The 25,855-nt window shown below is 34.6% G+C and carries 23 protein-coding genes; 17 read left to right on the top strand and 6 right to left on the bottom strand.

Going from position 1 to position 25,855, the window contains the following annotated elements; translation table 11 throughout:
* Positions 1 to 80 precede the first annotated feature (80 nt).
* From BLQ56_RS08815 to BLQ56_RS08795, 5 genes are all read left to right on the top strand, one after another.
* Positions 81 to 1,334: a DHH family phosphoesterase gene (locus BLQ56_RS08815; protein WP_090852441.1), complete on the top strand. Its 1,254-nt coding sequence runs from the start codon at positions 81 to 83 to the stop codon at positions 1,332 to 1,334.
* 262 nt (positions 1,335 to 1,596) lie between these two features.
* Positions 1,597 to 2,439 (top strand): AAA family ATPase, encoded by an 843-nt coding sequence (locus BLQ56_RS08810; RefSeq protein WP_238457228.1) that lies wholly within the window; start codon positions 1,597 to 1,599, stop codon positions 2,437 to 2,439.
* 17 nt (positions 2,440 to 2,456) lie between these two features.
* The gene (locus BLQ56_RS08805) at positions 2,457 to 4,370 is read left to right on the top strand and encodes a vWA domain-containing protein (protein ID WP_090852435.1); all 1,914 of its coding nucleotides are present in this window, start codon (positions 2,457 to 2,459) and stop codon (positions 4,368 to 4,370) included.
* Between the two features lie 152 nt (positions 4,371 to 4,522).
* Positions 4,523 to 4,933, top strand: coding sequence for a hypothetical protein (locus tag BLQ56_RS08800; protein WP_090852430.1), 411 nt, complete (start codon positions 4,523 to 4,525; stop codon positions 4,931 to 4,933).
* 118 nt (positions 4,934 to 5,051) lie between these two features.
* Entirely contained in the window at positions 5,052 to 6,677 is a 1,626-nt protein-coding gene (locus tag BLQ56_RS08795) for a thiamine pyrophosphate-binding protein (RefSeq protein WP_090852427.1), read from the top strand.
* 20 nt (positions 6,678 to 6,697) lie between these two features.
* Here the strand turns inward: BLQ56_RS08795 and BLQ56_RS08790 are convergent, their stop codons facing one another.
* Positions 6,698 to 7,150 carry a PNPOx family protein gene (locus BLQ56_RS08790; protein WP_090852424.1) on the bottom strand — a complete coding sequence of 151 codons (453 nt, stop codon included), beginning with the start codon at positions 7,148 to 7,150 and terminating at the stop codon, positions 6,698 to 6,700.
* A gap of 158 nt (positions 7,151 to 7,308) precedes the next feature.
* On the opposite strand from BLQ56_RS08790, the gene BLQ56_RS08785 reads away from it, so the two are divergent.
* Entirely contained in the window at positions 7,309 to 7,506 is a 198-nt protein-coding gene (locus BLQ56_RS08785) for a DUF6501 family protein (protein WP_090852421.1), read from the top strand.
* A gap of 41 nt (positions 7,507 to 7,547) precedes the next feature.
* Here the strand turns inward: BLQ56_RS08785 and BLQ56_RS08780 are convergent, their stop codons facing one another.
* Positions 7,548 to 8,228 carry a hypothetical protein gene (locus tag BLQ56_RS08780; protein WP_090852419.1) on the bottom strand — a complete coding sequence of 227 codons (681 nt, stop codon included), beginning with the start codon at positions 8,226 to 8,228 and terminating at the stop codon, positions 7,548 to 7,550.
* 144 nt (positions 8,229 to 8,372) lie between these two features.
* On the opposite strand from BLQ56_RS08780, the gene BLQ56_RS08775 reads away from it, so the two are divergent.
* The gene (locus tag BLQ56_RS08775; protein WP_274380215.1) at positions 8,373 to 9,464 is read left to right on the top strand and encodes a nitric oxide synthase oxygenase; all 1,092 of its coding nucleotides are present in this window, start codon (positions 8,373 to 8,375) and stop codon (positions 9,462 to 9,464) included.
* A 168-nt stretch (positions 9,465 to 9,632) separates the two neighbouring features.
* On the top strand, positions 9,633 to 9,836 hold the full coding sequence (locus BLQ56_RS08770; RefSeq protein WP_090852415.1) for a cold-shock protein: 204 nt from the start codon (positions 9,633 to 9,635) through the stop codon (positions 9,834 to 9,836).
* Positions 9,837 to 9,906: 70 nt separating this feature from the next.
* Here the strand turns inward: BLQ56_RS08770 and BLQ56_RS08765 are convergent, their stop codons facing one another.
* Positions 9,907 to 10,350, bottom strand: a complete 444-nt coding sequence (locus BLQ56_RS08765) for a cupredoxin domain-containing protein (protein WP_090852414.1) — start codon at positions 10,348 to 10,350, stop codon at positions 9,907 to 9,909.
* A 168-nt stretch (positions 10,351 to 10,518) separates the two neighbouring features.
* Here BLQ56_RS08765 and BLQ56_RS08760 point away from each other — a divergent pair, with 168 nt between their 5' ends.
* Positions 10,519 to 11,688, top strand: a complete 1,170-nt coding sequence (locus BLQ56_RS08760; protein ID WP_274380214.1) for an LL-diaminopimelate aminotransferase — start codon at positions 10,519 to 10,521, stop codon at positions 11,686 to 11,688.
* A gap of 46 nt (positions 11,689 to 11,734) precedes the next feature.
* Here the strand turns inward: BLQ56_RS08760 and pepF are convergent, their stop codons facing one another.
* The 3 genes from pepF to BLQ56_RS08745 all read right to left on the bottom strand — a co-directional run bounded on the left by pepF (position 11,735) and on the right by BLQ56_RS08745 (position 15,969).
* Positions 11,735 to 13,552: an oligoendopeptidase F gene (gene pepF, locus BLQ56_RS08755; protein WP_090852413.1), complete on the bottom strand. Its 1,818-nt coding sequence runs from the start codon at positions 13,550 to 13,552 to the stop codon at positions 11,735 to 11,737.
* A 136-nt stretch (positions 13,553 to 13,688) separates the two neighbouring features.
* On the bottom strand, positions 13,689 to 14,999 hold the full coding sequence (locus BLQ56_RS08750) for an MFS transporter (protein WP_090852410.1): 1,311 nt from the start codon (positions 14,997 to 14,999) through the stop codon (positions 13,689 to 13,691).
* Between the two features lie 190 nt (positions 15,000 to 15,189).
* Positions 15,190 to 15,969, bottom strand: a complete 780-nt coding sequence (locus BLQ56_RS08745; RefSeq protein WP_090852407.1) for a coiled-coil domain-containing protein — start codon at positions 15,967 to 15,969, stop codon at positions 15,190 to 15,192.
* A 161-nt stretch (positions 15,970 to 16,130) separates the two neighbouring features.
* On the opposite strand from BLQ56_RS08745, the gene BLQ56_RS08740 reads away from it, so the two are divergent.
* The 8 genes from BLQ56_RS08740 to pucD all read left to right on the top strand — a co-directional run bounded on the left by BLQ56_RS08740 (position 16,131) and on the right by pucD (position 25,849).
* On the top strand, positions 16,131 to 16,817 hold the full coding sequence (locus BLQ56_RS08740; protein ID WP_090852405.1) for a hypothetical protein: 687 nt from the start codon (positions 16,131 to 16,133) through the stop codon (positions 16,815 to 16,817).
* Between the two features lie 54 nt (positions 16,818 to 16,871).
* Positions 16,872 to 17,168, top strand: coding sequence for a hypothetical protein (locus tag BLQ56_RS08735; RefSeq protein WP_090852402.1), 297 nt, complete (start codon positions 16,872 to 16,874; stop codon positions 17,166 to 17,168).
* A gap of 139 nt (positions 17,169 to 17,307) precedes the next feature.
* Positions 17,308 to 19,053 carry an adenine deaminase gene (gene ade / locus BLQ56_RS08730; protein ID WP_090852399.1) on the top strand — a complete coding sequence of 582 codons (1,746 nt, stop codon included), beginning with the start codon at positions 17,308 to 17,310 and terminating at the stop codon, positions 19,051 to 19,053.
* Between the two features lie 506 nt (positions 19,054 to 19,559).
* Positions 19,560 to 20,906, top strand: coding sequence for a 5'-deoxyadenosine deaminase (locus BLQ56_RS08725; protein ID WP_090852396.1), 1,347 nt, complete (start codon positions 19,560 to 19,562; stop codon positions 20,904 to 20,906).
* Between the two features lie 58 nt (positions 20,907 to 20,964).
* Positions 20,965 to 21,984 carry an XdhC family protein gene (locus tag BLQ56_RS08720; protein WP_090852393.1) on the top strand — a complete coding sequence of 340 codons (1,020 nt, stop codon included), beginning with the start codon at positions 20,965 to 20,967 and terminating at the stop codon, positions 21,982 to 21,984.
* Entirely contained in the window at positions 21,981 to 22,634 is a 654-nt protein-coding gene (locus BLQ56_RS08715; RefSeq protein WP_090852389.1) for a nucleotidyltransferase family protein, read from the top strand. The genes BLQ56_RS08720 and BLQ56_RS08715 overlap by 4 nt, the downstream gene beginning before the upstream one ends.
* A gap of 24 nt (positions 22,635 to 22,658) precedes the next feature.
* Positions 22,659 to 23,528 carry an FAD binding domain-containing protein gene (locus BLQ56_RS08710; protein WP_090852387.1) on the top strand — a complete coding sequence of 290 codons (870 nt, stop codon included), beginning with the start codon at positions 22,659 to 22,661 and terminating at the stop codon, positions 23,526 to 23,528.
* A gap of 5 nt (positions 23,529 to 23,533) precedes the next feature.
* The gene (gene pucD / locus BLQ56_RS08705; RefSeq protein ID WP_090852384.1) at positions 23,534 to 25,849 is read left to right on the top strand and encodes a xanthine dehydrogenase subunit D; all 2,316 of its coding nucleotides are present in this window, start codon (positions 23,534 to 23,536) and stop codon (positions 25,847 to 25,849) included.
* Positions 25,850 to 25,855 lie beyond the last annotated feature (6 nt).

Genomic DNA, 25,855 nt, shown 5'->3' with positions numbered 1-25,855 from the left:
CCTTTTCTTTTTTTGCATGCTTTTTAGTATTAAAAATTCACAACAAATAAAGAATATAAGTGAAGGGAGCGAGTTTAAATATGATTATGTTATTTACTGATAGTGATTTAGACGGTTTAGGCTGCGGACTATTAGCTAAGCTGGCATTTGGTGAAAAAGTTAATGTAGCTTACTGTTCTTATCGTAATTTAAATGAGCGTGTATCAAGATTTATTGGAAATCAAGAGAATAAAAATGCAAAAGTATACATAACAGATCTGGCCGTAAATAAAGATGTTGAAAAAAAGTTAGAAAAACGATATAAGAATCAATCCCATGTGCAAATGATTGATCACCATGTAACAGCCATGCATTTTAATGAATATGATTGGGGATTTGTTAAACCAGAATATGATTCTGGTAAGAAAACATCAGCAACTTCGTTGTATTATGAATTCTTAGTCGAAAAAGAAATGATTACTTCAACAAAGGCGCTTGATGAGTTTGTAGAACTTGTAAGGCAATATGATACATGGGAATGGGAAGTAAACGAAAATAAGGATGCAAAGAGGTTAAATGATTTGTTCTTCATTCTTGGTATAGAACATTTCGAAAAAGAAATGTTAGAGCGTGTAAAGAATGCTGAAGGGTTTTCTTTATCAGAAAAAGAGGAACTCATCTTAGATTTAGAAGATAAAAAAATCGAACGTTATATTTTTTCTAAGAATAGACAAATGACTCAAATCTTTGTTGATGAGTATTGTGTTGGAATAATTCATGCTGAACAGTATTTATCAGAACTAGGAAATGCACTTGCAAAGCTGAATCCACACATAGACCTTATTGCTATGGTAAACGTGGGGACAAAGAAGATCGGATTCAGGACTATTTATGATGATGTTGATGTCTCTAAGTTCGCCCAAAAATATGGTGGTGGAGGTCATCCGAAAGCATCAGGTTGTTCATTGGATGAAGGGAATTTTGATGTCTTTGTTAAAGATGTGTTTCCTTTATCATCTATTAAGATTGATGCTCCTAAAAATGAATTAAATATTCGCGAATTAAAAAATGGTTCGTTCTATACAAATAAAACAGATGATCAATCCTTTGTATTCTTTGATGAAAAAGTTGAAAGTTGGAAAGTGTACCATAATAAACAATTTTCAGATCAAAAATTTGATTCATATGAAGAAGCTGAAAAGTATATTAAAAGACACTATTCAACCGGGTTAGCTTTTGATAATGATTTGGTCCGCTTTTTAGCTGAGATGCTAGACAAGAAAGAGCAGGAGATTAGATCTGACATTAACTCAAATAGAGAGTCTGTCGTTAACAAATTGATTTTACAGGCATAATAGTTGATAAACAATGAGACTGTCCTAAGAGCATCAGCAATTACCAGTGAGACAAGGTATTGTACATGCACAAAGGACAGCCTCATTTATTTTATCTTTTAAATTAAAAAAATAGGTGCTTGAGTAAAAATTTTGCTTGAAGGTTACTTCTCTTGTAGAATATTAGAGTGACAAAAAAAAAAGGGCAGATTTATCCTGAAAGGACTTACTATAGATGAATTTAAATATAGATAGCTTACAATTACCAACGAAAATTAAAGAAATGATAGAAGACCGCAAAGCAAAGTTTGAAAACGGGGATGATGAATATTTAATTGGTTCAGGTGGTTATACAGCCTCAACAACAACAATCTTTGCTGATGCAATAATTGCTTTATCGCTAGGGAAAAATGTGTTGTTGAAAGGTCCTACCGGTTCAGGCAAGACTAAATTAGCTGAGACACTTTCCAGCATTTTCTCACAACCAATGTACAGTATCAATTGTTCAGTTGACTTAGACGCAGAAGCACTTTTAGGCTTTAAGACAATTAATGATCAGGCTGGGAAGACTTCGATCGAGTTTGTTCCAGGACCTGTAATTCACGCGATGAATAAAGGTTATTTATTATATATTGATGAAATTAACATGGCAAAACCTGAAACACTACCGATTTTAAATGGAGTTTTAGATTATCGTAAAATGATCACAAACCCTTTTACTGGTGAAGTTGTAAAAGCATCAAGCGAATTTGGTGTTGTTGCTGCAATTAATGAAGGGTATGTAGGAACGGTTCCGCTAAATGAAGCATTAAAAAATAGATTTATTGTAATAGATGTCCCATATATTCAAGGAGAAACATTGAAAAATGTTTTACTAAATCAATCCATACTTGATGATGAGGACCTTATTGATCAATTTGTTAGGTTATCAAGTGACTTAATCATGTTAGTTAAAAATGGTCATATTTCAGAAGAGGCGGCATCTATTCGCGCCCTAATTGATACTTGTGACTTAGCAGCATACATGCCACCGGTTAGAGCAATTAAGAGAGGGATTGTAGAAAAGCTCGAAGATGATAGAGAAAAGGCCGCAATTGAAAATGTAGCAGAAACGTTATTTGACTAGAGGTAGGTGTTAGGTAAATGAGATTTATTCAATTTAATGATAAAAAGGTCGATTCCTTTTTATTTATGCAGTTATCAGACCTAGCGAAAACCTTATCAAAAGAAGAACTAGTAGAAGTGGAATTTGGATATAAATCTTATTATGATCCACTAGATTTAAAAATAATTCTAAGCCACTTTTGGGATAACCGACAATATGCCGAGAAGGTTCATGGACTTAAAAGTGATGTGTATTTAAGAAGTATCGGTAGTAAAAATCATACTGATTTTCGAGAAATTTCATCGTTTCTTACTTTTACAAAAAAGACATCGATTCCTAGTTTCGCCAAACAAATGTTTATGATTATCGAAGATTTAAGACTTGAAGAACTATGTAAGAAAGAAAGGCCTGGTACAAAAGCCATTTTTTCTACGAGAAATAACGTTTATCGGAAATATTTTACTGACCAACTGAACGTAAATATAAAAAGTGTTCATACTGATGCTTTATTCAACTCAATTTATCTTCTATTGACTTCGACGTCACCTCTAGAGGATATGCCTATCATTAATGATGAACTCAATTTACTAAACCCATTCCTCCGTAATGAGATAAGTAAGGCTTATGAAACAAAGTCAACGACAGATGTTGTGAAAATATGTAAGACGATTATAGAAGTACTTGATGAAATATTAGAGAAAGATATGCTGAATATTTACTTTCATTTACCAGAATTAGCTTATGATGATCTCGATTTGATAGATATGAACGATCTTAAACGAAAAAAGAAACTAAGAAATGATGATCGTTTGGATGAGGTGGCTAAAGGTGATGAAGATGTTCATCAAGATGAGTTACCCACTTGGCATCAAGAAACAAGTAAACCTACTAAAAGCTTCCTACAATTCGATTTGGAGCAAGGTTCACAAACAAATATAGTAGGTGAGAGTGCAAGAGAAGGTGATGCAGGAGACCAGGCTTTAGGAATGGTGCAGGGGTCTTCAAAGAAAAGTAAGCATAATGATTTCTCAAAGATAGAAGCAATGGAAGCTCAAACTGAAGCACCTGAAGGAAATACTGATAGTAGATACGGTAAAGAAAATAAGTTTGCTGTTCCTGTTTTCCTGCAGTCAAAAGTCCCAAGTAGTATAGATTATGAAACGTATCTAGCAAATAGAGCGAAAATCTCACCATATCAAAAGAAGCTTAAACAGATTATACTTAAAACACTAGAACATAAGAAAATCTTACCTAGAACGAATCTACAATACGGTCGGTTAAGTAAACGTCTGATTCCGCTGTTTATCGAAGATAATCCACGTATGTTTTATAAAAAAGATGAGACATCACCAGAGATTGATGCTGTATTTAGTCTGTTAGTCGATTGTTCTGCATCTATGTTTGATAAGATGGATCAAACAAAGCTTGGTATTACACTATTTCATGAAGCACTAAAATCAGTTAGAGTTCCTCACAAAATCTCAGGTTTTTGGGAAGATACCAATGATGCTACTGAAACCAAACAACCAAACTATTTCTACAATACCATTGGTTTTGAGCAATCTTTATTACCCCAAAGTGGTCCAGAAATTATGCAACTAGTCCCTGAGGAAGACAATAGAGATGGCTATTCAATAAGAATGATGACGGAAGAACTAGTTAAACGAAGAACAGAGAAGCAGAAATTCTTGCTCGTATTCTCAGATGGAGAACCTGCAGCTTTTGGTTATGAACAAAACGGCATTGTTGATACCCATGAAGCTGTAATAGAGGCAAGAAAACAGGGGGTTGAAGTCTTAAATGTCTTCTTAGCAAATGGTGAAATAGATGAAGGACAAAAGAAGACAATACAAAATATTTACGGTAAATATAGTATTCTTGTACAAGATATTGATGAGTTACCTGAGATACTCTTCCCATTACTTAAAAAATTACTGTTAAAAAGTATATGATCAAAAAGACCTAGTGACTATAGTGAAAGTATAGTCACTAGGTCTTTATTTCATTATATTGAGGTTATTAATGAACTTATCAATTAATTCGTAGTATGAATAATTCCGATCCATCATATGATGAATTATGCTTATGTTTGGAGGGAGATAATATGGTGTTAGAAAAAAGAACTTTTCAGGATACTCTTACCATTTCCGAAAAAATGGTCGCCAGATATTTTCATTTAAGTGAGTTAGAAAGAGAAATTGAGAAGGAGATGAAAGAACTAAAAAAAGTATTTCATCTTTATTTCGATGAAACAAGTGGAACTAATCAAAAAGCTGAATTTACATTAGGTGATTATAAATTACAAAGACAAATTCGGTTGTCTGAAAACTACGATGATGAAAAAACAGTAACAAGGTTAGAAGAAAGAAATTTAAAAGATTGTATACAAATTCAAAAAAAGCCTGATATTCAAAAAATTGAAGCTGCTATAACTTTAGGGTTAATAGATTCAAAAGAAGTAGAAGATTGTAAAATTAAAAAAATCTCAAAAGCCATATCCGTTAAAAGAATATAGGTTTATAAAAGACAAAACTCTTTTTCGGGTTTGTCTATTTTTTTTGCTATTGATTGGGAATAATAACTCTGTTTTAAATGACAAGAATTATAACTTGTGTGAGGGAGGAAGAAGAGAAGTGTCAAAATCAGAGAATACAGTAGCAAAGCTTATTCTGCAACAATTAGAAGCATGGGGGGTTAAACGAATATATGGTGTTGTTGGAGATGCGATCTTAGGGTTAATGGATGAGTTAAATCAACAGAAGGCTATCCAATTTATCGCAGTTAAACACGAATCTGTTGCGGGAATGATGGCTTCTGCAGAAGCGAAACTGACAGGTAAAATAGGTGTCTGCACCTCAACCATGGGGCCAGGGGTTGCTAATTTATTAAATGGCCTCGGTGATGCACATATGGATAAAGCACCAGTACTTGCAATCACAGGACAAGCACCCACCAATAAAATTGGAACAGATTATAAACAATATATAGATCAACAAGAGCTAGTCAAACCTTTTGCAAGCTTCACCTCATTAGTAAGTCATCCAGATGCTATCACCGATTTACTTATAAAAGCGATGCATACATCATTATCAAATGGATCTGTTTCACACTTATCGGTACCAAAAGATCTATTCACTAGCATTTCAAATGCAAAAGTAAGAGAACAACCTACTTTTGTAAGAGGGATGTCAACAATACAGGAGGATCAGCTCGTCGATGTAATAAAAGAAATGAAAGAGGCAAAATCTCCGATTATTTTAGCTGGTATTGGTGCGAAAAACTCGGTTGATTTAGTTGATCAGCTTTCAACTAAATGGGGAGCAGGAATATTAGTTAGTCTAGGTGCAAAAGGATATTTTGATGATTCTATACAATTACTAATGGGTGGAATTGGTCAAGGTGGTAATCCCTATGCAGAGGATTTGTTTAAGAGTGCAGATGTGGTTTTAGTAGTGGGGGACACATGGTGGCCTGAAGGTTACGTTCCTAAAGATGTGACAGTCATTCAAATAGATCAAGCTGAAGTAAATATTGGTAAAGAAATACCTACAAAATATGGTGTCGTTGGTGGAGCATCAGAAATCCTTACTCATTTACTTAAGAGTATCCCAAGTGAGCAAGAGGACTCAAAGTGGATCTCTCAAGTAGTTGATATAAAAAATAAATGGGAGAAGGAGAACGATGAAGAACGAAATAATCAAGATGTGCCGATTCACCCTTCAAGGATTGTTAAATCAATAGAGGAAGTGATTGAAAAGGACGCGATTTTGTCGATCGACACTGGAGATGTAACCGTTTGGATGAATCGTAATTTCAAGCCTACAAATCAGCAATTTCTCTTTTCTGGAAAATGGAGAACGATGGGCTATGGTTTACCTGGTGCGCTTGCAGCTAAGTTATGTTATCCTGAAAAACAAGTTCTAGCAATTGTAGGTGATGGTGGAATTGAAATGGTATTAGCTGATTTACTAACGGCAACAAGATATGAATTAAACATAACAGTTATTGTATTTAATAATCACGCATTACAAATGGAAAGAGATAAGATGATTGTTGGAGGATACGCACAAGAGGGAGTAGATTTAACAAATCCAGATTTTGTTAAAATAGCTCAGGCATGTGGTTTAAAAGCATATAGAATATCAGATAATCAACAATTGAAGCATATTCTGGTTGAAGCAGTAAACGAGAATTCACCTACTTTAGTCACTATAGACACAGCCGCAATTGTTCATCCTGAAACAAAAGAGTCAAAATAAAATAAGGGGAAATATTCCCCTTATTTTTCGTTAAGCATTTCATAAACTTCAGCATCTAATTTCTTTGCAAGATCTTCATTGTATGTTTTTACGTAGTCAGGTTCTACAGTAACTTTTCCACCATAGAAAATAATATCTTCAACAGATTCAACTTGAACAGTCACTACACGATATTTCATTGTCTTTTCAATGATATCTGAAACAGTTGCTTGACCCTTAATAGAAAAACAGCTTCCTGCCCCAGTTACACCAAGTGTGATTTCAGGATTCTGTTGAATGTTTGAAACGCTTGTTCCTTTATGACCAAGAGCAAACTTGATTACTTCACCACCAGGGTGTGCCACAAGCCATGAAACAATACTTAAATGTGGTTTATTTGTTTCGGCATCCATCGTTACTAAAGAAACAATCTTTTCACCTTGTAGCAAATCTACAAGTTCTTGACTTAGTTTATCTTGATTTGTTTTACTCAAAATAAAATCCTCCTCTAACTTCCTTAAGAAGTTTTGTCTTGTAAAATAAAGTATATACTACAAAGTATTCGAAATAAAACGATAGGCTCAAAAAACACTTAACTATTTTGTTTAATTGAGCTAAAATAATACATATTCAAGAAAAAGAGGTGTTATTAATGATTCATCAAACATGGACCGAAAGCAAAACAATTAAACATGTAAAATGTATACATACGAATGCAGAAAAATATATGGTGGACAGGGCATTAACTGCAGGAAAAATCTACGAGTTGAAAAATGAAACAGACGAATTTTACTTCATTATCGACAACACCGGAAAAATCGGTGGGTATTATAAAAATTATTTTGAGTGATAAAAAAGAGTAGTCCAAGGTTTGGGCTACTCTTTTTCACATTAATTTACTTTGGTATTTAAATATTCTGAGACTAATTCACTGATATATGAAGCCTCTTCTTCTTTAAAGTACAATAATACTTGCTCTTCTGTTTCTTCATCATTTTCTTTTGCAATTGTATTCCGGTAGATCACTCCATCACCTGTTTCTTGATCAATACCGAGTTTATAGTAAATTGAATAATTAGCACTTACGTCTGGACTGTTATCTTCAATATGAATATATTTATCGTTTGTAATCCATTCAATGTGATCTTCATCTTCTGGAAAAAATGCTTCGTCACTATCATCTATGATCTCATCTTCGTACAAATCATCAGATAGTTCATCATCAAACTCGTCAATAAATTCACCACTTAGTTCATCAATCTCATCAAGATAATCATGGAATGAAGCGTGAATGAAGCTTAACATTTGATCCAAGTTGCCAAAAAGTACTTTAGCATGTAACTCTGCTTCATCATCATAATGGTATGAATAAAACTCTTGATTGATTGGGTCGAAAAATATGTAACAAAACTCATCAATCTCTTCATCTGTTTGAACAGAAAAATTAAATGAAGGATGTTGTTCGGTAGGATCTGTATCAAATAGTATTTCTACCTCATCAAATCCCTCACATAAATCTGGTAAGCTAATTCTAACAGCGTTCTCCATGCGGCCAAACCACTCAAGACTCATTTATGAGCACCTCACTTTTATAGTATCACTTTGTATTGTTGCCAAACTAATATAAAGTTAATCGTTGAAAATTGTATCCATTTTTACTCTTCACAGTATTTTGGTATGATTAGATAGCTATAGGTAGTTTAGGAGGTAGTAAAATTGTTATCAAATAATGAGTTATTCGCAAAGGCAGAGGCCTTTATTATGATATACTTTGATGAAATGCAAAAATCTTATGCTGAGATGAAAGAAAGACTAAAACAAATAGATATAGAAATTAGTGAAACTGGTACGTATGTACATACCTTTGAAGAACTTGAGCATGGGGCACGAATGGCATGGAGAAATAGCAATCGCTGTATAGGTCGATTATTTTGGAATTCACTTACTGTCTTTGATAAAAGGAATATAGACAATGAGGATGATGCTTTTCTTGCGATTTGTGAGCATATAGACTTTGCGACTAATGAAGGAAAGATACGCCCAACAATAACGATATTTCGACAACAAGGCACACAGGAAGAAAGTACTTATATTTGGAATCATCAATTAATTAGGTATGCAGGCTATGACACGGAGTTTGGCATTGTAGGGGACCCTTCAAGTATAGCTTTTACAAAAAAGTGCGAAGAACTCGGTTGGATGGGTAAGAGAACAAATTTTGATATCCTTCCAATTATTCTCAATGTAAACGGAAGGGCTCCTAGATTATTTGAACTTCCTGAACATTTAGTAAGTGAAGTTTTGATTACACATCCTGAATATGATTGGTTTAAGGACCTTGGTGTTAGTTGGTATGCAGTTCCATTTATTTCTGATATGGAACTTGAAATTGGTGGAATACGTTATAGTGCAGCTCCATTTAATGGCTGGTATATGGGTACAGAGATTGGATCAAGAAACCTCGCAGATTCAAGTAGGTATAACTTACTACCTACCATTGCGGAACATATGGGAATTGATATGAAAACGAATGCATCATTATGGAAAGACAAAGCATTACTTGAATTAAATGTAGCCGTATTACATTCTTATAAACAAGCTGGAATAAGTATAGTTGACCATCATACAGCCGCACAACAGTTTTCACATTTTGAACAGAAGGAAAAGGAAGCAGAAAGAAAGCTGACAGGGGATTGGGCTTGGTTGATACCGCCAATGTCTCCAGCGGCAACACATATTTTTCATACTAAATATGCTAATAAAATTAATGTTCCAAATTATTTTTATCGAACAGTTCATTTATATTAATCCCGTTAAAATGATAAAATCTAGAGAGTGAATTTGACTTTTTAGGTGTTGTTATAGTAACATAAATATAGATAACAACAAATTCTGGAATCATTCACTGATTATAAAGAGTTAATCGTACCACACTCTTTATGATTTGTGATTTTTTCATTTAGGAGTGATCATTTTATGGCATTTGGAAGAAAACCTGAAGTCGAAATTATCAAAGAAGATATCAAAGTTTGGGAATGTAGTTCAGATGACTGTAACTGTTGGGTTCGCGATAACTTTAAGAGCAGTGCTGAGGAACCTACGTGTCCGATCTGTCATTCTGAAATGTCTGCTACTACCAAGAGTTTACAGGCCATTCAAAATCATGCCACAGCTAAATAATCACTCTTTTCTGAGCAAATAAGAGACATATCCGATTTGGATCATGTCTCTTATTTGATTTACTTAAAAATCAATCTACAACGATATATGCAATCATCGGCCCATTTGATTGTGGATCTTGGTGAGCCTCGCATATCAATCGATACACACCTTCTTCTTCAAATTTAACTGTAATAATTGTTTCTTCACCTTTCTTTACAACACCCTTAATATCAGTACCCTCTATATAGAATGGGTGCTCATGACCGTTAACACCATAGATATTAATTGTAACTTCTTCTCCTTGGGGAACGGTAATAGAACCTGGATCCCAACGATATGATTCTATTTTCTTACCATCTTCTGTTTTGGATTTAAATTCACCAGTCACCATGTGAATATTATATTTACTTTTCTCAGCCTGAGAAACGGTCTGAATGGTTTCTAGATTAAGAAAGAGCCCACCAGCTACAATTAGAGCAAACAACACTATTCCAAAATAAGCCCATTTTTTTCGTACAAAAATTAATTTCATACTCAACCTCCTGTCCTATTTTTCTTGTCTATCTACTATATGCTTTAGCATCTAAAGAACTTGTCTATAGTTTGGATTTTTTTAAAAAAAGATGTTTCTCGTTATTAATTACAGGTATTTAAATGATAAAATAACTAAGTAGTCTATTAACAATGAGGTGTCTATAAATTGGAAATACATTTTTCGGAGAAGATGGATCGCTTTCGTTTAGGCGTTTTTAATGAATTAGCTCACATGAAAGAACAAATGAGAAGGAAAGGCATTGACCTAATTGATTTAAGTATAGGGAGTCCAGACTTACCACCGCCTCTGTTTATTCGCAAGGAGTTGGAGGTAGCTATTAAAATACCTACTAATTATGAATATTCAATAACGGGAATTACACCATTTAAGGAGGCTATTAGTACTTATTATAAGGAAAACCACTCTGTAGATATTGAACCTAATGAAGAAATACTAGTGTTGATGGGTTCGCAAGATGGGCTGGTTCACCTTCCAATGGTCTTAACTAATCCTGGAGATATTATCCTAGTACCTGACCCCGGTTACACCGCCTATGAGGCAGGGATTGCGATGGCTGATGCAGTCGCCTATCCAATGCCATTAAAAAAAGAGAACAATTATTTACCTGACCTTTTTGAAATACCTGAAGACATTGCTAGAAAAGCAAAGATGATGATTCTAAATTATCCGGGAAATCCTATTCCAGCATTAGCTACTCAGGATTTCTTTGAGGAAGTAATACAGTTTGCAAAGAAACATAATATCGTAGTTTTACATGATTTTGCTTATTCTGAACTTTACTATACGGAGCATAAACCAATTAGTTTTATGTCAATAGATGGTGCGAAGGATGTTGGGGTGGAATTTAACTCACTATCAAAAAGCTATAATATGGCTGGTTGTAGAGTAGGATTTGCAGTAGGTAATAGTAGAGTGTTATCTGGCTTGAACACACTAAAGTCTAATTTAGACTATGGTGTATTCCTGCCCATACAACAAGCAGGAATGAAAGCATTATTAGACAATAGTAATTTTAGTAATGAGCTTAGATCTATTTATAGAGGTCGAAGAGACACTTTAGTAGAAGGTCTTCAAAAAATTGGCTGGGAGGTCGAAATTCCTGATGCGTCAATGTTCGTGTGGGCTAAAGTGCCAAGTACATATAGTTCCATAAGTTTTACCTTTGAATTAATAGAAAAAACAGGGGTCGTTGTCACGCCTGGAAATGCATTTGGAGCGCAAGGGGAAGGGTATGTTCGGATTGCCCTTGTTAAACCTGAAGAGATACTAAATAAAGCAATTGAAAACATAAGTAAATCTGGCATGTTTATGTAGAAAAAACCGACACTTAACTTCTTTGAGTGTCGGTTTTATTATGATTTTAATTAAAGCTTCTTTCTAGTTCGTCTATTAAACTGCCGACATATGAAACAGCTTTTCTAATTGCATCAGGCTCTGACATATCAACTCCTGCATACTTCATTAAGTCTAAAGGCTTCTTAGTACCTCCAGCCTTTAATACTTCTATCCAACGATCAATCACAGGCTGACCATCTTCTTTAATCAATTCTGAAACAGCAGTAGATGCAGTTAGTCCAGCTGAATATGTATATGGGTATAATCCCATATAATAATGAGGTTGACGCATCCAAGTAAGGGAAGCACCTTCATCAATAAGTACAGAATCACCCCAGAATGTTGATAGTACTTCATGTTTTTGCGCAGAAAAGGAAGCTGCTGTTAGTGGTTTGCCTTCTTCAGCAAGTTTGTATACCCTCCGTTGAAATTCACCTTCAAGTAAGTGAGTAACAAAATTATGATAATAAGTTCCTAATAGCTGCAATAATACCCAACGTTTCATTTGTGGGTCAGTTGTTTTTGCTAATATATGTTCTCCAAGTAGTAATTCATTCATTGTGGAAGGAGCTTCAATAAAATATGTTGATGGGCGAGTATTGAAAATTCGCTGATGGCTATTAGCTAAATAGAAATGACCAGCGTGTCCTAGTTCATGTGCAAGTATAAAAGCACCTCTCATTGTGTCTGTCCAGGTTATTAATATATAGGGATGTGAACCATATGGACTAGCACAAAATGCACCTGTTGATTTTCCAACATTCTCGGCAAGGTCTACCCAACGCTCATTTAACCCTTTTTTCATTATTTCTACATATTCTTCTCCCATAATTTCCAACGATTCAAGAATAATTTCACTAGCTTCTTCATAGCTAGTTTTTGGATTGAAATCTGGATCTAACGGAGCTTTCAAATCAGAAAAATGAAGTTCATCTATTCCAAGTACACGTTTTTTTAATTTCGCAAATCTTCTCATATGTGGAGCAAGTTCATTATATATAATATCAATTTGATTGTTATACATTTCCTCTGATACTTGTTGGGAGTGTAATAACATTTCAGTTACTGATTTATAATTTCTTAATTTTGAAAGAGTAACTTGTTTTTTTACTTCAGTAGCATAAATAGAAGCAAATGTATTTTTATAATTCTTCAAAGAAGTTGTAAACGCATCGTAAGCATTTCTCCGTAAAGTGATATCAGGAGATAATTCATAGCGGTCCTCGAAAAGTGCAAAGGAAAGTGGTAATTCTTTACCTTTACTATCTAAGAAAGAATTGAAAGACATATCTGCTGCCTTACTATTTTGATAGATCATATATGGTGAAGCATGAACTTCTCCAAGTGCAGCTAAAGCTTCTTCTGTTTCAGGAGAAAGTGTATAAGCTTTTTTTTCTAATAATTCCTCTAAATAAACTTGAAATACCTTTAACTCTTCATTTATTATTATGTAATTTTTAATTGTTTCTTCCGGCAAAGTTAAAATCTCAGATTCAATAAATGAAAGCTCAGCATTAATCCTTGAAAGTACTGATGAAACTTTTGAAGAATCTGCTTGATTTTCTGGATTTGTTGCATCTTCTGCATATCTTAGACTTGCGTATGTTGAAACAAGAACAATCCTTTTTTGCAATTCTTCACGCGATAATAAGCAATTTAATAATTTTGATGAATCTTCATGAAGAGAGCCTTTAAATTTTGTAACTAATGAAACATCTCTTTGAACTGAATCCAACTCTTGTTGCCATTCAGTTGGACCTTCAAATAGGTCTTCTAATTTCCATTTTAGGTGAGAGGGAACTTCAGTTCTAAGTGTCAATTTACTTTTATTAGATATTTTCATTAAGCGTACTTCCTTCCTAAAATTAATATTTCGTAAAGCTAAATATTTACTATTATAAATGATTAAATGAATTTTGAATATAATAAATTTATAGAAAAACAAAAGAAAAAGGCAGAAGAATGTCTGCCTTTTCCTTTTAAGCTACTTTATTGTTGGACTTGAATTCAGTGACTTCAGCTTTTTTACTTTGATAATAATACCAATTTAAGATAAATGAGATGATATAAAATCCAATAAAGAAATACAATGCGTTGATTGGACTACCTGTATTTTCTGCTGACCAACCCAGTAATTTGGGAATTAGGAAAGAACCGTAAGCCGCGAATGCAGCAGTAAAACCAAGAACTGGTGCAGCTTCTTTGGCTGGGAAAATGAAAGGAATCATTTGGAATGTAGATCCTGAACCTATACCAGCAGCTAAAAATAAAATCATAAATGAAATAATAAAACCTGCGAATTGTTGTTGAAGTGTAAAATAGATGACTGACAGGGCACCAATTCCCATCACTACGAACACAATGGCTGTGACTCTTTCACCACCGAATTTATCGGATATCCAACCACCCACAGGTCTGAATGCTGCTGCTAAGAATGCACCAAGGAAAGCGATTGGTACATACTGTGGAAATAAAGATTTAAGTAGTAATGGAAAAGCAGCAGAGTAACCGATAAATGAGCCGAATGTTGCCACATATAAAACGGTCATGATCCAAGTGTGTTTTCTCTTAACAATTACAAATTGTTCAGATACAGATTGTTTACTATTTGGGAGGTTATCCATTCCAAAGTATGCGATAACTGTCATAACTAGTATAGGGATTACCCAAATAAATGCTGCGTTTTGTAACCAGATTTGACTACCATCTGGAAGGATTTGTCCTTCACCACTTACAAACGCAAAGGTACCTGTTGTGATGATTAACGGTGTAACAAATTGTACAACTGAAACACCCATATTTCCTAACCCACCATTAATTCCAAGACCGGTCCCTTTTTCTTTCTTCGGAAAAAAGAAACTGATATTAGAAGAAGAAGAACAGAAATTCCCACCACCAAGTCCACAAAGAGCTGCTAGTAAGAGCATAACTGAATATGGAGTATCAGGATTCTGTACGGCCATTCCAATTCCTACCGCCGGAAATACAAGAACACCTGTTGCGAAAACTGTCCAGTTTCTTCCACCGAATTTTCCTACTCCAAATGTATAAACAAATCGCAATGTCGCACCAACAAGTCCGGGAATGGCTGCTAATGTAAATAATTGTTCTGGTGTAAACTGAAAGCCTATGTCATTTAATCTCACGGCTACCACTGACCAGATTTGCCAAACAATAAATGCAAGCATTAGAGAAGGAACTGAAATCCATAAGTTTCTTCTAGCATGTTTTTTTCCTTCTGTTTCCCAAAAATGAGGATCTTCAGGATTCCATTTTGTAATACGAGCCATCTAATATTCCTCCATCGTTATTAATCTTTAAAAAACTATAACCTAAATATCACATCATTTAATAAAAGCTGTTGTGACCTTAATCACAGTAATAAGACAGAAAGCTTAAAAAGGGTCATATGTACAAGAAATTGTAACTTTTACATCAAAAAAGCTAAACTCAGATGATGAGCTTAGCCTTAGATCAATTTTATTTAATTTCTTCTTTTTCTTTTTTCTCTTTATTATTTATAGTTAGTCGTTGTACAAAGTTAGGTTTTGAAAAGATACCATAAATAAAACTAGAAGTTAGCTTAAAATTGCTTTCCACCTTTTCAAGAAGTAGTGCAGCTCTTTCATAAACAATTGATTTCAAATGATCAAGTTGCCTTGATACTTTCTGGGTTAGTGCTTCTTGCTGATCCATTCTTTCCATAATCGTTTTGTGAAAAGCTTCTTGTAGCTCAAGTTTCTCGTTTAATAATTGGTACTGCTTCTCCTGTTGATTTAACTGATCCATCAATGTAGTATTTTGTTCACCAAAATGATCAAGTTTACTTGTGATTGATTGTGAATATTGATCTTGATATGTCAGTTGATCGATAATTGCTTGATTAATTAATCCTTCTTGATCAAGACTTTTCTCTAAGCTTGAATTAAATTCATTTACTTTTTCTAATCGAACAAGAATATTTTCGTAATTTTCGTCTTGTTTTTGAATCTTTTCTAATAATGGAACAATAAACTCTTCTTGTTTGAGTAGTTTATCTGTTAGTTCCTCTAAATATTCAATTTGTTCTTTTTTTGAATCGCTCACTGTCAGATTAATATCTCTAAGACCTATAGTTAATTCTTTATTTAAATGTTGTTGTTTTCTCCAAAGTTCATTTAAATAATTTAAATGATAAGTGCTTTGATTTGAACGAACATCCTGACTTAAACTCTGTTTATATAACTTAGGTTGGATTGGTTGATTATCGAAATTTGCCATCGTAACACTCCTTGTCGGGCAAAGTTGTATTTGCGAAATTTATATTAGTGTATGAATATGTGGAAGATATGTTTAACTGATATTAATAAAAAAAAGATTTTAAATTAAAAAAAAGGATTTAGGAGATAATAAAATCGAATACACCGAAAGGAAGGGATGTTATGTCATTAGAATGGTTTGACCGAGTAAGCGGAGAACTTCAAGATCATTTAGAGTCAATTTGTGATAAATATGATCAAGTCGGACACATGTCCATTGATCGCGGTGCAAAACATCCGAGAATAGAATTCTTTGTTGAAACAACAGATGATGGTGAACGAGACTATTTTTGTAGCCTCTTTTTCGATCCACATAATGAAGAATTTTATGTTGAATCTTATGACCTTGATTTACAACAAGAGTCAAGAGCAATCCTTTTAGATATAGAGGACATAGTTGATTGCGTACATGAGAGCTTCCACGAGTATATGAATGATGACGAAGATGATGAAGAGTATGAGTATTATCTAGAAACGACGGAAGACGACGATGATCTATACTTAGCTGATGATGATTCAGAAAATGAAACAGAAGTTTATCAAGAAATAGATGTGGAGTGGACAACTCCTGAAGTTACAGCATATAGTCATGAGGATGAAGTTGAGGTCACATATCAGTTTGGAATTGTTCAAGAAACAGGTGATGGTGTCCTCAGACGTGTTAACCGAGTTGTAACTACAGATGAAGATCTAATTGAGGATGAATCAAATTTCATTTTCAGCAAAGAAGAAGCAAGTACAATTATTGCTTTAATAGCAACACATATGGATTCTTTAAGTGATTTTGACTTTGATATGATTGACGGATAAAATAAAAGGAGGCTGATCTTTGAGATCAGTCTTCATTTAATTAGGGGGGAAACAATGACAGAAATTTCAAAACAAACTTATATAGTTATGGAAAGATACATCGAAAAGAACCGTCAAATAAATAAAGAAAATAGGGAAGTTATCTATTTATATGAAAATATGATAAAAACAGTTAATAAACAATTCGCTCTTACTAATGTTTTAGATATCTCTTATAAATCTAGTTCTACAAATTTCGGTGTTCTCTATTTACATACAAATCAAGGGTTATTCTCCTATCAATTGGATAGTGATCCAACAGACTTTATAAAAAAATATAATGAATTAAAGAGAAGTTTTTCTAAACGTTAAGGCTAATCCTCCGGATAGCTTTTTTATTTTGCTAGAATAATTAGAAAATTAGTTGAAAAATTGGGAGTTTTATTATATTGTTAAAAAAAATTATTTTCTGTTAAACGAATATGACAGAAGAATTCCTAGGAGGGATCGTATGACTGTATCGATAGAACAGATAAAAGAAAGAATCGAAGTAGCATCTAAACGGAAAAAAGCAGATTTAGTTATTAAAAACGGGAGAATTGTAGATGTGTTTAATCATCAAATCTATCAATTAGATATTGCCATAACCGGTGGAGTAATTGTTGGTGTAGGTGATTATGAGGGCTTAGAAATAATTGATGCTCAAAACAATTATGTATGCCCGTCCTTCATTGACAGTCATGTTCATATTGAGTCTTCGATGGTTCCACCACAAGAATTTGCTAAGGTTGTTATACCACACGGAGTAACAACTGTAATAGCTGACCCTCATGAAATTGCAAATGTTTCTGGCGTACAAGGAATTCAATACATGTTAGATTCCTCTGAGAAATTACCACTTAATGTTTATATGATGTTACCCTCTTGCGTACCTGCAACTCCTTTTGAAAACTCAGGAGCTATACTAAATGCTTCTGATTTAGAACCACTTTATTCAAACCCAAGAATCCTAGGCCTTGGTGAAGTCATGGATTTTCCATCTGTTGCTAATGCAGACGAAAGAATACTTCAGAAACTATATGATGCGCTCGTTAAAGGGAAGAAGATTGATGGACATGGTGCTGGTCTTAATCCAAACGCAATCAATATATATGCTGCTGTTGGGATTGGTACTGATCATGAAACAGTAAATGCAGTTGAGGCTTTAGACCGATTAAAAAAAGGGATGTATTTAATTATCCGACAAGGTTCAGTTGCAAAAGATTTACCCAACTTAATTGAAATTGTAACAGATAGGAATTCAAGAAGATGTCTATTTGGCACAGATGATAAGCACATTGATGATCTGATTCATGAAGGGAGTATTGATCATCATGTAAGATTAGCAATAGAACACGGGATACATCCTATTACGGCAATTCAAATAGCTTCATTAAATGCAGCGGAATGCTATGGATTAACCCAAAAGGGGGCAGTCGCACCCGGCTATGATGCAGATTTGTTAATTGTAAGTGATCTAGAAAAGTTAGAAATACAACAAGTATTTTCTGGTGGAAAACTAGTTGGAGATAAAGGGAAGTACCTATTTGAAACAGATGTTACTAATGTAACACCTTGCACATCCTTGTTAGAAAGCATCCGAGTTAGTGAAATTACGAAATACGACCTGGCACTAGAGATAGATAAAAATAAAAAAGCAAATATTATTGAAATCATTCCAAACAGTCTAGTTACGAATCATTTAATTGAAGAGGTGATAACCAGTCAAGGGTGTTTTCAAACTTCCACAGAAAAAGATCACCTAAAAATCGTGGTGATTGAGCGTCATTCTTCTAAAGACAATATTGGTCTAGGAATTGTCAAGGGGTTAAAAATTAAGAGTGGTGCTATTGCGACAACCATTGCTCATGATTCCCATAATTTAATTGCTGCAGGTGAAAATGATGAAGATCTTCTCCTTGCTATAGAAGAAATCAAGAAAATGCAGGGGGGCTTGGTTGTAGTGGAGAAAGGGGAAGTACTTGCATCACTACCGTTATCCATCTCTGGAATTCTTTCACAACATAGCTTTCATGAAGTGAATGAACAATTGGACTTAATAAATTCTGCTCTGTTGGAAATAGGTGCTTCTGATAAATTTAACCCGTTCCTAACGCTATCGTTCCTTGCATTACCAGTCATTCCAAATTTAAAATTGACTGACTTAGGACTCTTTGATGTTAATCAATTTAAGCATATTAAGGTTTCCATCGAATGATTATTCTTACTGAAAGGCTGTTTTCGTATAGATTGTTGCTTTTTAAAACCGCAGGCTGAATACACTCCGCGTCCAGCGGGTGACCAGTGAGCCTCCTCGTCGCATAGCTCCTGTGGGGTCTCACTTTGGCCACTGGTCCTGCAGGAGTCTACGTGTATTCAGTCAGCTTGTAACTACTATTTCGATATTATATGTCGAAAACAACTAATTTTAAGAAAACAGCCTACCGAAAAGAACGTTGCTTTGGGTTTTCCATTAAGCAACGTTCTTTTTCTATGAGAGAAAATGTAACATTTGCGCGGGTGGTCAAAATGTTATAGCGTAAATTAGAAGCAATATTGTTCTCTTTTTGTGTAGAACAACCAAAAACATTCTGTAATTTCATAATATATTACAATGACAAAAAATAGATATAGATTTAATATGTATATAAATCACATTGTATGTTATATTTTATGACACGAAAGATGTTTGCCAGTTGTATTTCTTAAAAGGGGATGTTATTCATGAGAATTTTGATAAAAAATGCAGAAATTATTACGATGAATGAAGGAAATGAAATCATTTATGGTGATTTGTTAATTGAAGACGACAAAATCTCGAAAATAGCACCTAATATATCAGAATTAGAATTAGATATTGATAAGATTATTAACGGCAAGGGAAAAACCGTGATTCCAGGCTTTGTTCATACACATATACATCTATGCCAAACTGTTTTTAGAGGTCAAGCAGATGATTTGGAATTAATGGATTGGCTAGCTAAGAAAATATGGCCACTTGAAGCTTCACATGATGAAGAGTCAATTTACTACTCAGCGATGCTAGGAATAGGAGAACTGATTCAAAGTGGAACAACTTCAATAATTGATATGGAGACAGTACACCATACAGACTCAGCCTTTAAAGCCATTGCAGAAACTGGTATAAGAGCCCTTTCAGGCAAAGTTATGATGGATGTCGGTGACTCTGTACCAAAGAAACTGATGGAAACAACTACAAGCTCGATTGAGGAAAGTGTTAGATTATTAGAAAAATGGAATAATTATGATAACGGAAGAATTAAGTATGCTTTTAGTCCAAGATTTGTCGTTTCTTGTAGCGAGGATTTACTTGTACAGGTTCGTGACTTGTCATATCAATACGATGTAAAGGTACACACTCATGCTTCAGAGAATCTAGGAGAAATTGAAATTGTCGAAAGAGAACGAGGAATGAGGAACATCGTTTATTTAGATCACATCGGATTAGCTAATCCTCGCTTAATATTAGCTCATTGTGTATGGCTAGATGAAGAAGAAAAACAAATTCTTAAGAATAAAGGAGTAAAAGTAAGTCACTGTCCTGGCTCTAACTTAAAGCTAGCTTCTGGTATTGCTGAAATTCCTGATTTATTAAACAGAGAAATCGAATTAAGCATTGGAGCTGATGGTGCACCTTGCAATAATAATTTAGATATGTTTCATGAAATGAGACTTGCAGCAGTTATTCAAAAGCCATTACATGGACCGACTGTCATGAACGCTAGACAAGTCTTAAGAATGGCAACAATCGGCGGAGCTAAGGCTATGGGACTAGAAAGCGAGATTGGAAGTTTAGAAGTCGGGAAAAAGGCTGATATTGCAATCTTGAATTTAAATGACTTTCATGTATATCCAAATGTTGATGTAGATCCAATTTCACGTGTTGTATATTCAGCAACACGAGCTGATGTAGAAACAACAATCATTAACGGTAAGATTGTGATGGAAAATAGAATAATGAAGACAATCCAGAAAGAATTTATATTGAATGAGTCTAATAAATCCATTAAACGTCTTTTAAAGAGAGCATCGTCACTAATCCACTCTTGAGGTGAGTCGATAAGCAACCAGACCTTTTAAAAATATAGAAGCTTGAAAGGAGGCTTTTATGAATTATTTATTTTCAGTATTAGATCAAATAGCAACTACCGATTCTAGCTACTTAGCAACGATTGTAAAAGTAGAGGGTTCATCTTATCAAAAAGAAGGAACATGTATGGTTTTTAATAAAGATGGAAGTTCAACTGGATTACTAAGTGGTGGATGCCTTGAAACAGATTTATACGAGCGGATAAAAATGCAACATCCTGCTTTTATCTCTTTTTCAAGTAATTATGATATGAGATCTGAGGATGATGTATCTTGGGGGCAAGGTGTTGGTTGTAACGGCTCGATTCGAGTAGTGGTTGAACGCTTAGATGAAACATTAAAACTAAATTTCTCAAGAGCTGTATATAAGTTAAATAATGGGAAAAAAGTTAGATTGATAAAGAAGTTGGATTTAGATTTCTCAGTAATTGATTATCTATTTATATGTGATGATGGTGATGCTTTTGGATCAAGTTCTAAACTAATGGCGGAGTTAAATTCATGTTATGAAAGAACATCTTTTACTTATAACCCATCAACTCACTTCTATTACTTCAATCAATTTTTCCTTCCTAAACCTAATCTCTATATTTTTGGAGCAGGGGCTGATGTTATTCCGCTTGTGAACCTTTCAACATCTTCTGGTTTTAATGTCACTGTTTGTGATTGGCGATCGGCATATTGCAATAGAGAGTATTTTCCAAGTGCAAACAAACTGATTATAGGAAACCCAATTAATATAGTACAGGAAACAAGTCCGAGTCGTAATGACTTGGTGGTTTTAATGACACATCATTATCAAAAGGACAAAGAGCTTATTGAAATACTTTTAAATAGAGAACTAGGATATTTGGGAATTTTAGGATCACTTGCTAGGTCAGAGCGTCTGTTGGAAAATTATCAAATTCCAACTTGGGTTCACTATCCAATTGGTATACCAATCAAGGCTAAAGACCCTTACGAAATATCCATTAGTATCCTCGCAGAACTAATTAACGTTAAAAATGAGATTTTAAATAAAGAGATGACAAACGTATGAGGGAGGGGGGCGTTGTTGGTATTTATTTAGCGGCAGGGAAAAGTTCAAGAATGGGTACACATAAGTTATCACTTCCATTCGGTAACATATCTTTGGGTAGTTTCGCACTACAAACTATTCTTTCTTCCCCTTTGAAATCCACCATTATTGTAACGAAAACTGAAGATAAACTAAATTGGATATCACCATCATTTTTAAGTGAGGAATTAGCTTTTAAGTGGAAAATCATTTCATCACCCAATTCTAATTTAGGTCAATCGGAATCTCTAAAAGCTGGATTAACGCAAGCAAGTTTTTTAAATGCTCAAGCTGTTATTATCTTCTTGGCTGACCAACCATTCGTTTCATCAATAATGATTCAAAAACTTTTTTGTGAGTATAAAGAGATTATTAGCGTTAAAGTTTTAGAGAAGAAGACAGATTTCATTGCGGCATCTATAAACGGAATAATAAAGCCGCCAATTATTTTTTTATCGCATTCATTCCCTAAATTATTTACACTTACCGGTGATCAAGGTGCACGTTCATTGATTAACAATGGTCAGTTAAAAGGAAAAATCATTTCATTTAATGACGAAAAATTATTCCTTGATGTTGATACGGAACATGATTATAATTTTGCGCTTTCTAATCTAACAGTGAAGAATTAATGCAATGAAAGAGAGAGGATTTGTATGAATAATACTAATATCTTATCGACAATACCCGACATTCACTTTCCCTCTTCAGTAAATGAATTAGGGGACTTAAATGCATTTGAATCAAATCGAACATTAATTGCAGGAGGCACACTTTTACAAGTTCATTGGGAAACAGGAAATCCAATTCCTTCGCAACTAACTAGTCTTGAGTTATTAGAAGGACTTCGACATATAAAAACAACAGAAAAAGGACTTGAAATCGGTGCACTTTCAACACTAGCAACTTGCGAAAAAGACCCATTGCTTAAAGAGCATGCTAGCATTTTGGTTGAAGCGTGTAAACATATAGCTTCTCCGTCTGTTCGAAATAGAGGAACAATCGGAGGGAATATCTGTAGTGGGAAAGGAGACTCAATTCCTGCGTTACTATCTCTTAAAGCCGACTTAAAATACTATAACGGAACAACATTTGAAACAATACCTCTTCAATTATGGTTAGATTCTCCAAACCTAAATCTAAAATATGTACTGACACATATCATCTTACCCATCAGAAGTAGCAATGAAAATCGTATCTCTTTTTTTCGAAAGATAGGAAGAAGAGAAGCTTTTACAGCGGCATTAGTGACTGTTGCAATCCATTGTTGTTTTGACGGGAAGGTATTCAAGGAATTAAATCTGTGTATCGGTGGCGGAGACCATTCAGCTCACAGATTAAAACTCAGTGAGTCTTTTATTAAAAATAAACTAAGAGAACAAAAAGATGTTCAAGAATTATATGACCTTATTTACAATGAGGTTGAAACTTACTCAGATGCTTTTGCTACAGCAGACTATCGTAAGAGGGTTACTTCAAATATCGTTTTAGCTTTTCTTGCAGACAACTTAAAAAAGAAAGGGTGAGTACAATGGAGTTGAATCGAGAATACGCTAAAGAACGTTGGCATAAACGACCAGACGGTGTTGACAAAGTTACCGGGAAATTAAAATACTTGACTGATTTGTCTTTTCCAGACATGCTTTACGGAAAAATCTTAAGAAGTAATTATGCACACGCAAAGATCATCTCCATTAATACAGAACATGCACAAAAAGTACCTGGTGTAAAGGCTGTTGTAACGGCTAAGGATGTACCAGGGCTTAACGGTTTTGGATTAATATTTCCTGATCAACCTGTATTTTGTGATGAGAAGATCTTATATGAAGGTGATGCTTTGGCAGCAGTTGCAGCTGTTTCTGATGAAATTGCGGCCCAAGCTATTAAATTAATTGAGGTTGTTTACGAACCTTTGACAGTATTAGATTCTCCAGAGAAAGCACTTTCTGATGAAGCCGAGAAACTTCATCAGGATGGAAATATCTTGCATCGTTCCTCATATACTACAACGAATCATTGTGAAATTCAAAAAGCTTTTGATTCTTGCTATAAAATAATTGAAGAAACTTATTATACACCAAGACAAATGCATGGGTATATGGAGACGGAAGGCGGTGTAGTTGTTCCTAATGAGGATGGAACCATAACTGTTTACGCAGCTACACAGCACGGGTTCAAAGATAGAATGCAGCTTTCACGAGTATTAAATATGGACGAAGAGAAAATCAGGGTCATTTCAAGTCCAATTGGAGGATCTTTTGGTGGGAAAGACGAACTAAATGTTCAACCATATGCATCCATACTAGCACTAGTTACGAATAAACCAGTCAAAATTCATCAAAAAAGAAAAGATTCAGTTGTTGCAGGTCTTAAGAGACATCCAATGAAGATTACAATGAAAACAGGAGTACTCTCTGACGGTAAAATCCTAGCACATCAAGTTAGGATTGTAGCAGATACTGGTGCATATGCTTCATTAGGTCCCGCAGTTTTAGACTTTGCTGTAGAACACTCCACTGGACCGTATATGATTGAATATGTAGATGTAGAAGGTGTATCTGTGTATACAAATAATGGTGTATCAGGAGAATTTCGGGGGTTCGGCGGAAACCAAGTAACATTCGCATTGGAATCACAATTAGATCGAATCGCTGAACAGTTGAATATGAGTCAAATTGACATTAGAAGACTGAATATTAGAAATGCGAACGATTTAGGTCCACTAGGGCAACGCATTGTCCCTAATAACGGAGCATTGGAAGTCTTAGAAGATATAAGTAACTCTTACTTATTAAAAAGAAACAACTCACCTTCTAGTCAATGGAAATCGAAGGGGACGGGAATTGCAATTACCATGCATGGTGGCGGTTTAGGGTTTGGGCGGCCAGATCCTTCAGGGGGGCGTTTATCTTTAAATAGAGAGGGTAAGATTGAAATTGCCTTTGGATTTGAAGAAGTAGGTCAAGGATTATTGTCATCTATCGAAATTATGTTAACTGAGCAACTAGGGTGTGAAAAGGAAGATATCTCTATTGTCATTGGTGATACAGGACTAGTGCCACCCTCTGGTTCTTCTACAGCTTCAAGAGCAACAAATATGGCATGGCAAGGAATTAAGAGAATGAAAGATCCTTGGGAAAAAGAGATTTTAAATGGCGCTGCTAAGATTCTAAGTGTAAAGCCCGAGGATTTAACCATAGGACCAAAAGGGATTTGGAATAAGTTAAATACTGAATTAATCGAGCCAATTATTACTTACAAGAAACTAGGAGAGCTTTTAAATGAGTTGCCAATCATAAATAGTAGATATGACTTTCCAACTACTCCTGACCCAGTTGTAGGTGGCCATTATTTGTACAGTTTTGGTGCAGTAGCTGTTGAAGTTGAGGTCGATATGATTACTGGAAAGATAAAAGTAGTAGAGCTAGAACACACGATTGCAGCTGGCCCAATTGTTAATCCAATGGGGTATTTAGGTCAAATTGAAGGCGGAGGCATAATGGCTTTAGGATTTACACTTATGGAAGATGCTTTGATGGAAGAAGGAAAGTACGTAACTAGAAATTTTGACACTTATATAATGCCTACGATTAAGGATATTCCACTAAATACAAAGGTAAATGCCATTGAAACTTTGATGGAGGGTGATGATTTAGGTCCTAGAGGTGTTGGAGAAATTGGTACGGTTGCTTTAGCACCTGCTATTGTCGCTGCCATTCATGACGCAACTGGGTACTGGGCTACAAAGTTACCTGTATCTCCTGAGGAAATACTGAGTTCAATCAACCCTATAAAAGCATTTCAGCTATTCTCTGATGTTGAAGGAGTTGGTATAAGTGGAAATTGAAAATCT

It is taken from the genome of Litchfieldia salsa, assembly GCF_900104555.1.
Lineage (GTDB): Bacteria > Bacillota > Bacilli > Bacillales > Bacillaceae_L > Litchfieldia > Litchfieldia salsa.
Note: the sequence above shows the minus strand (reverse complement) of the source record. Positions and strands in the feature narration are given on the sequence as shown.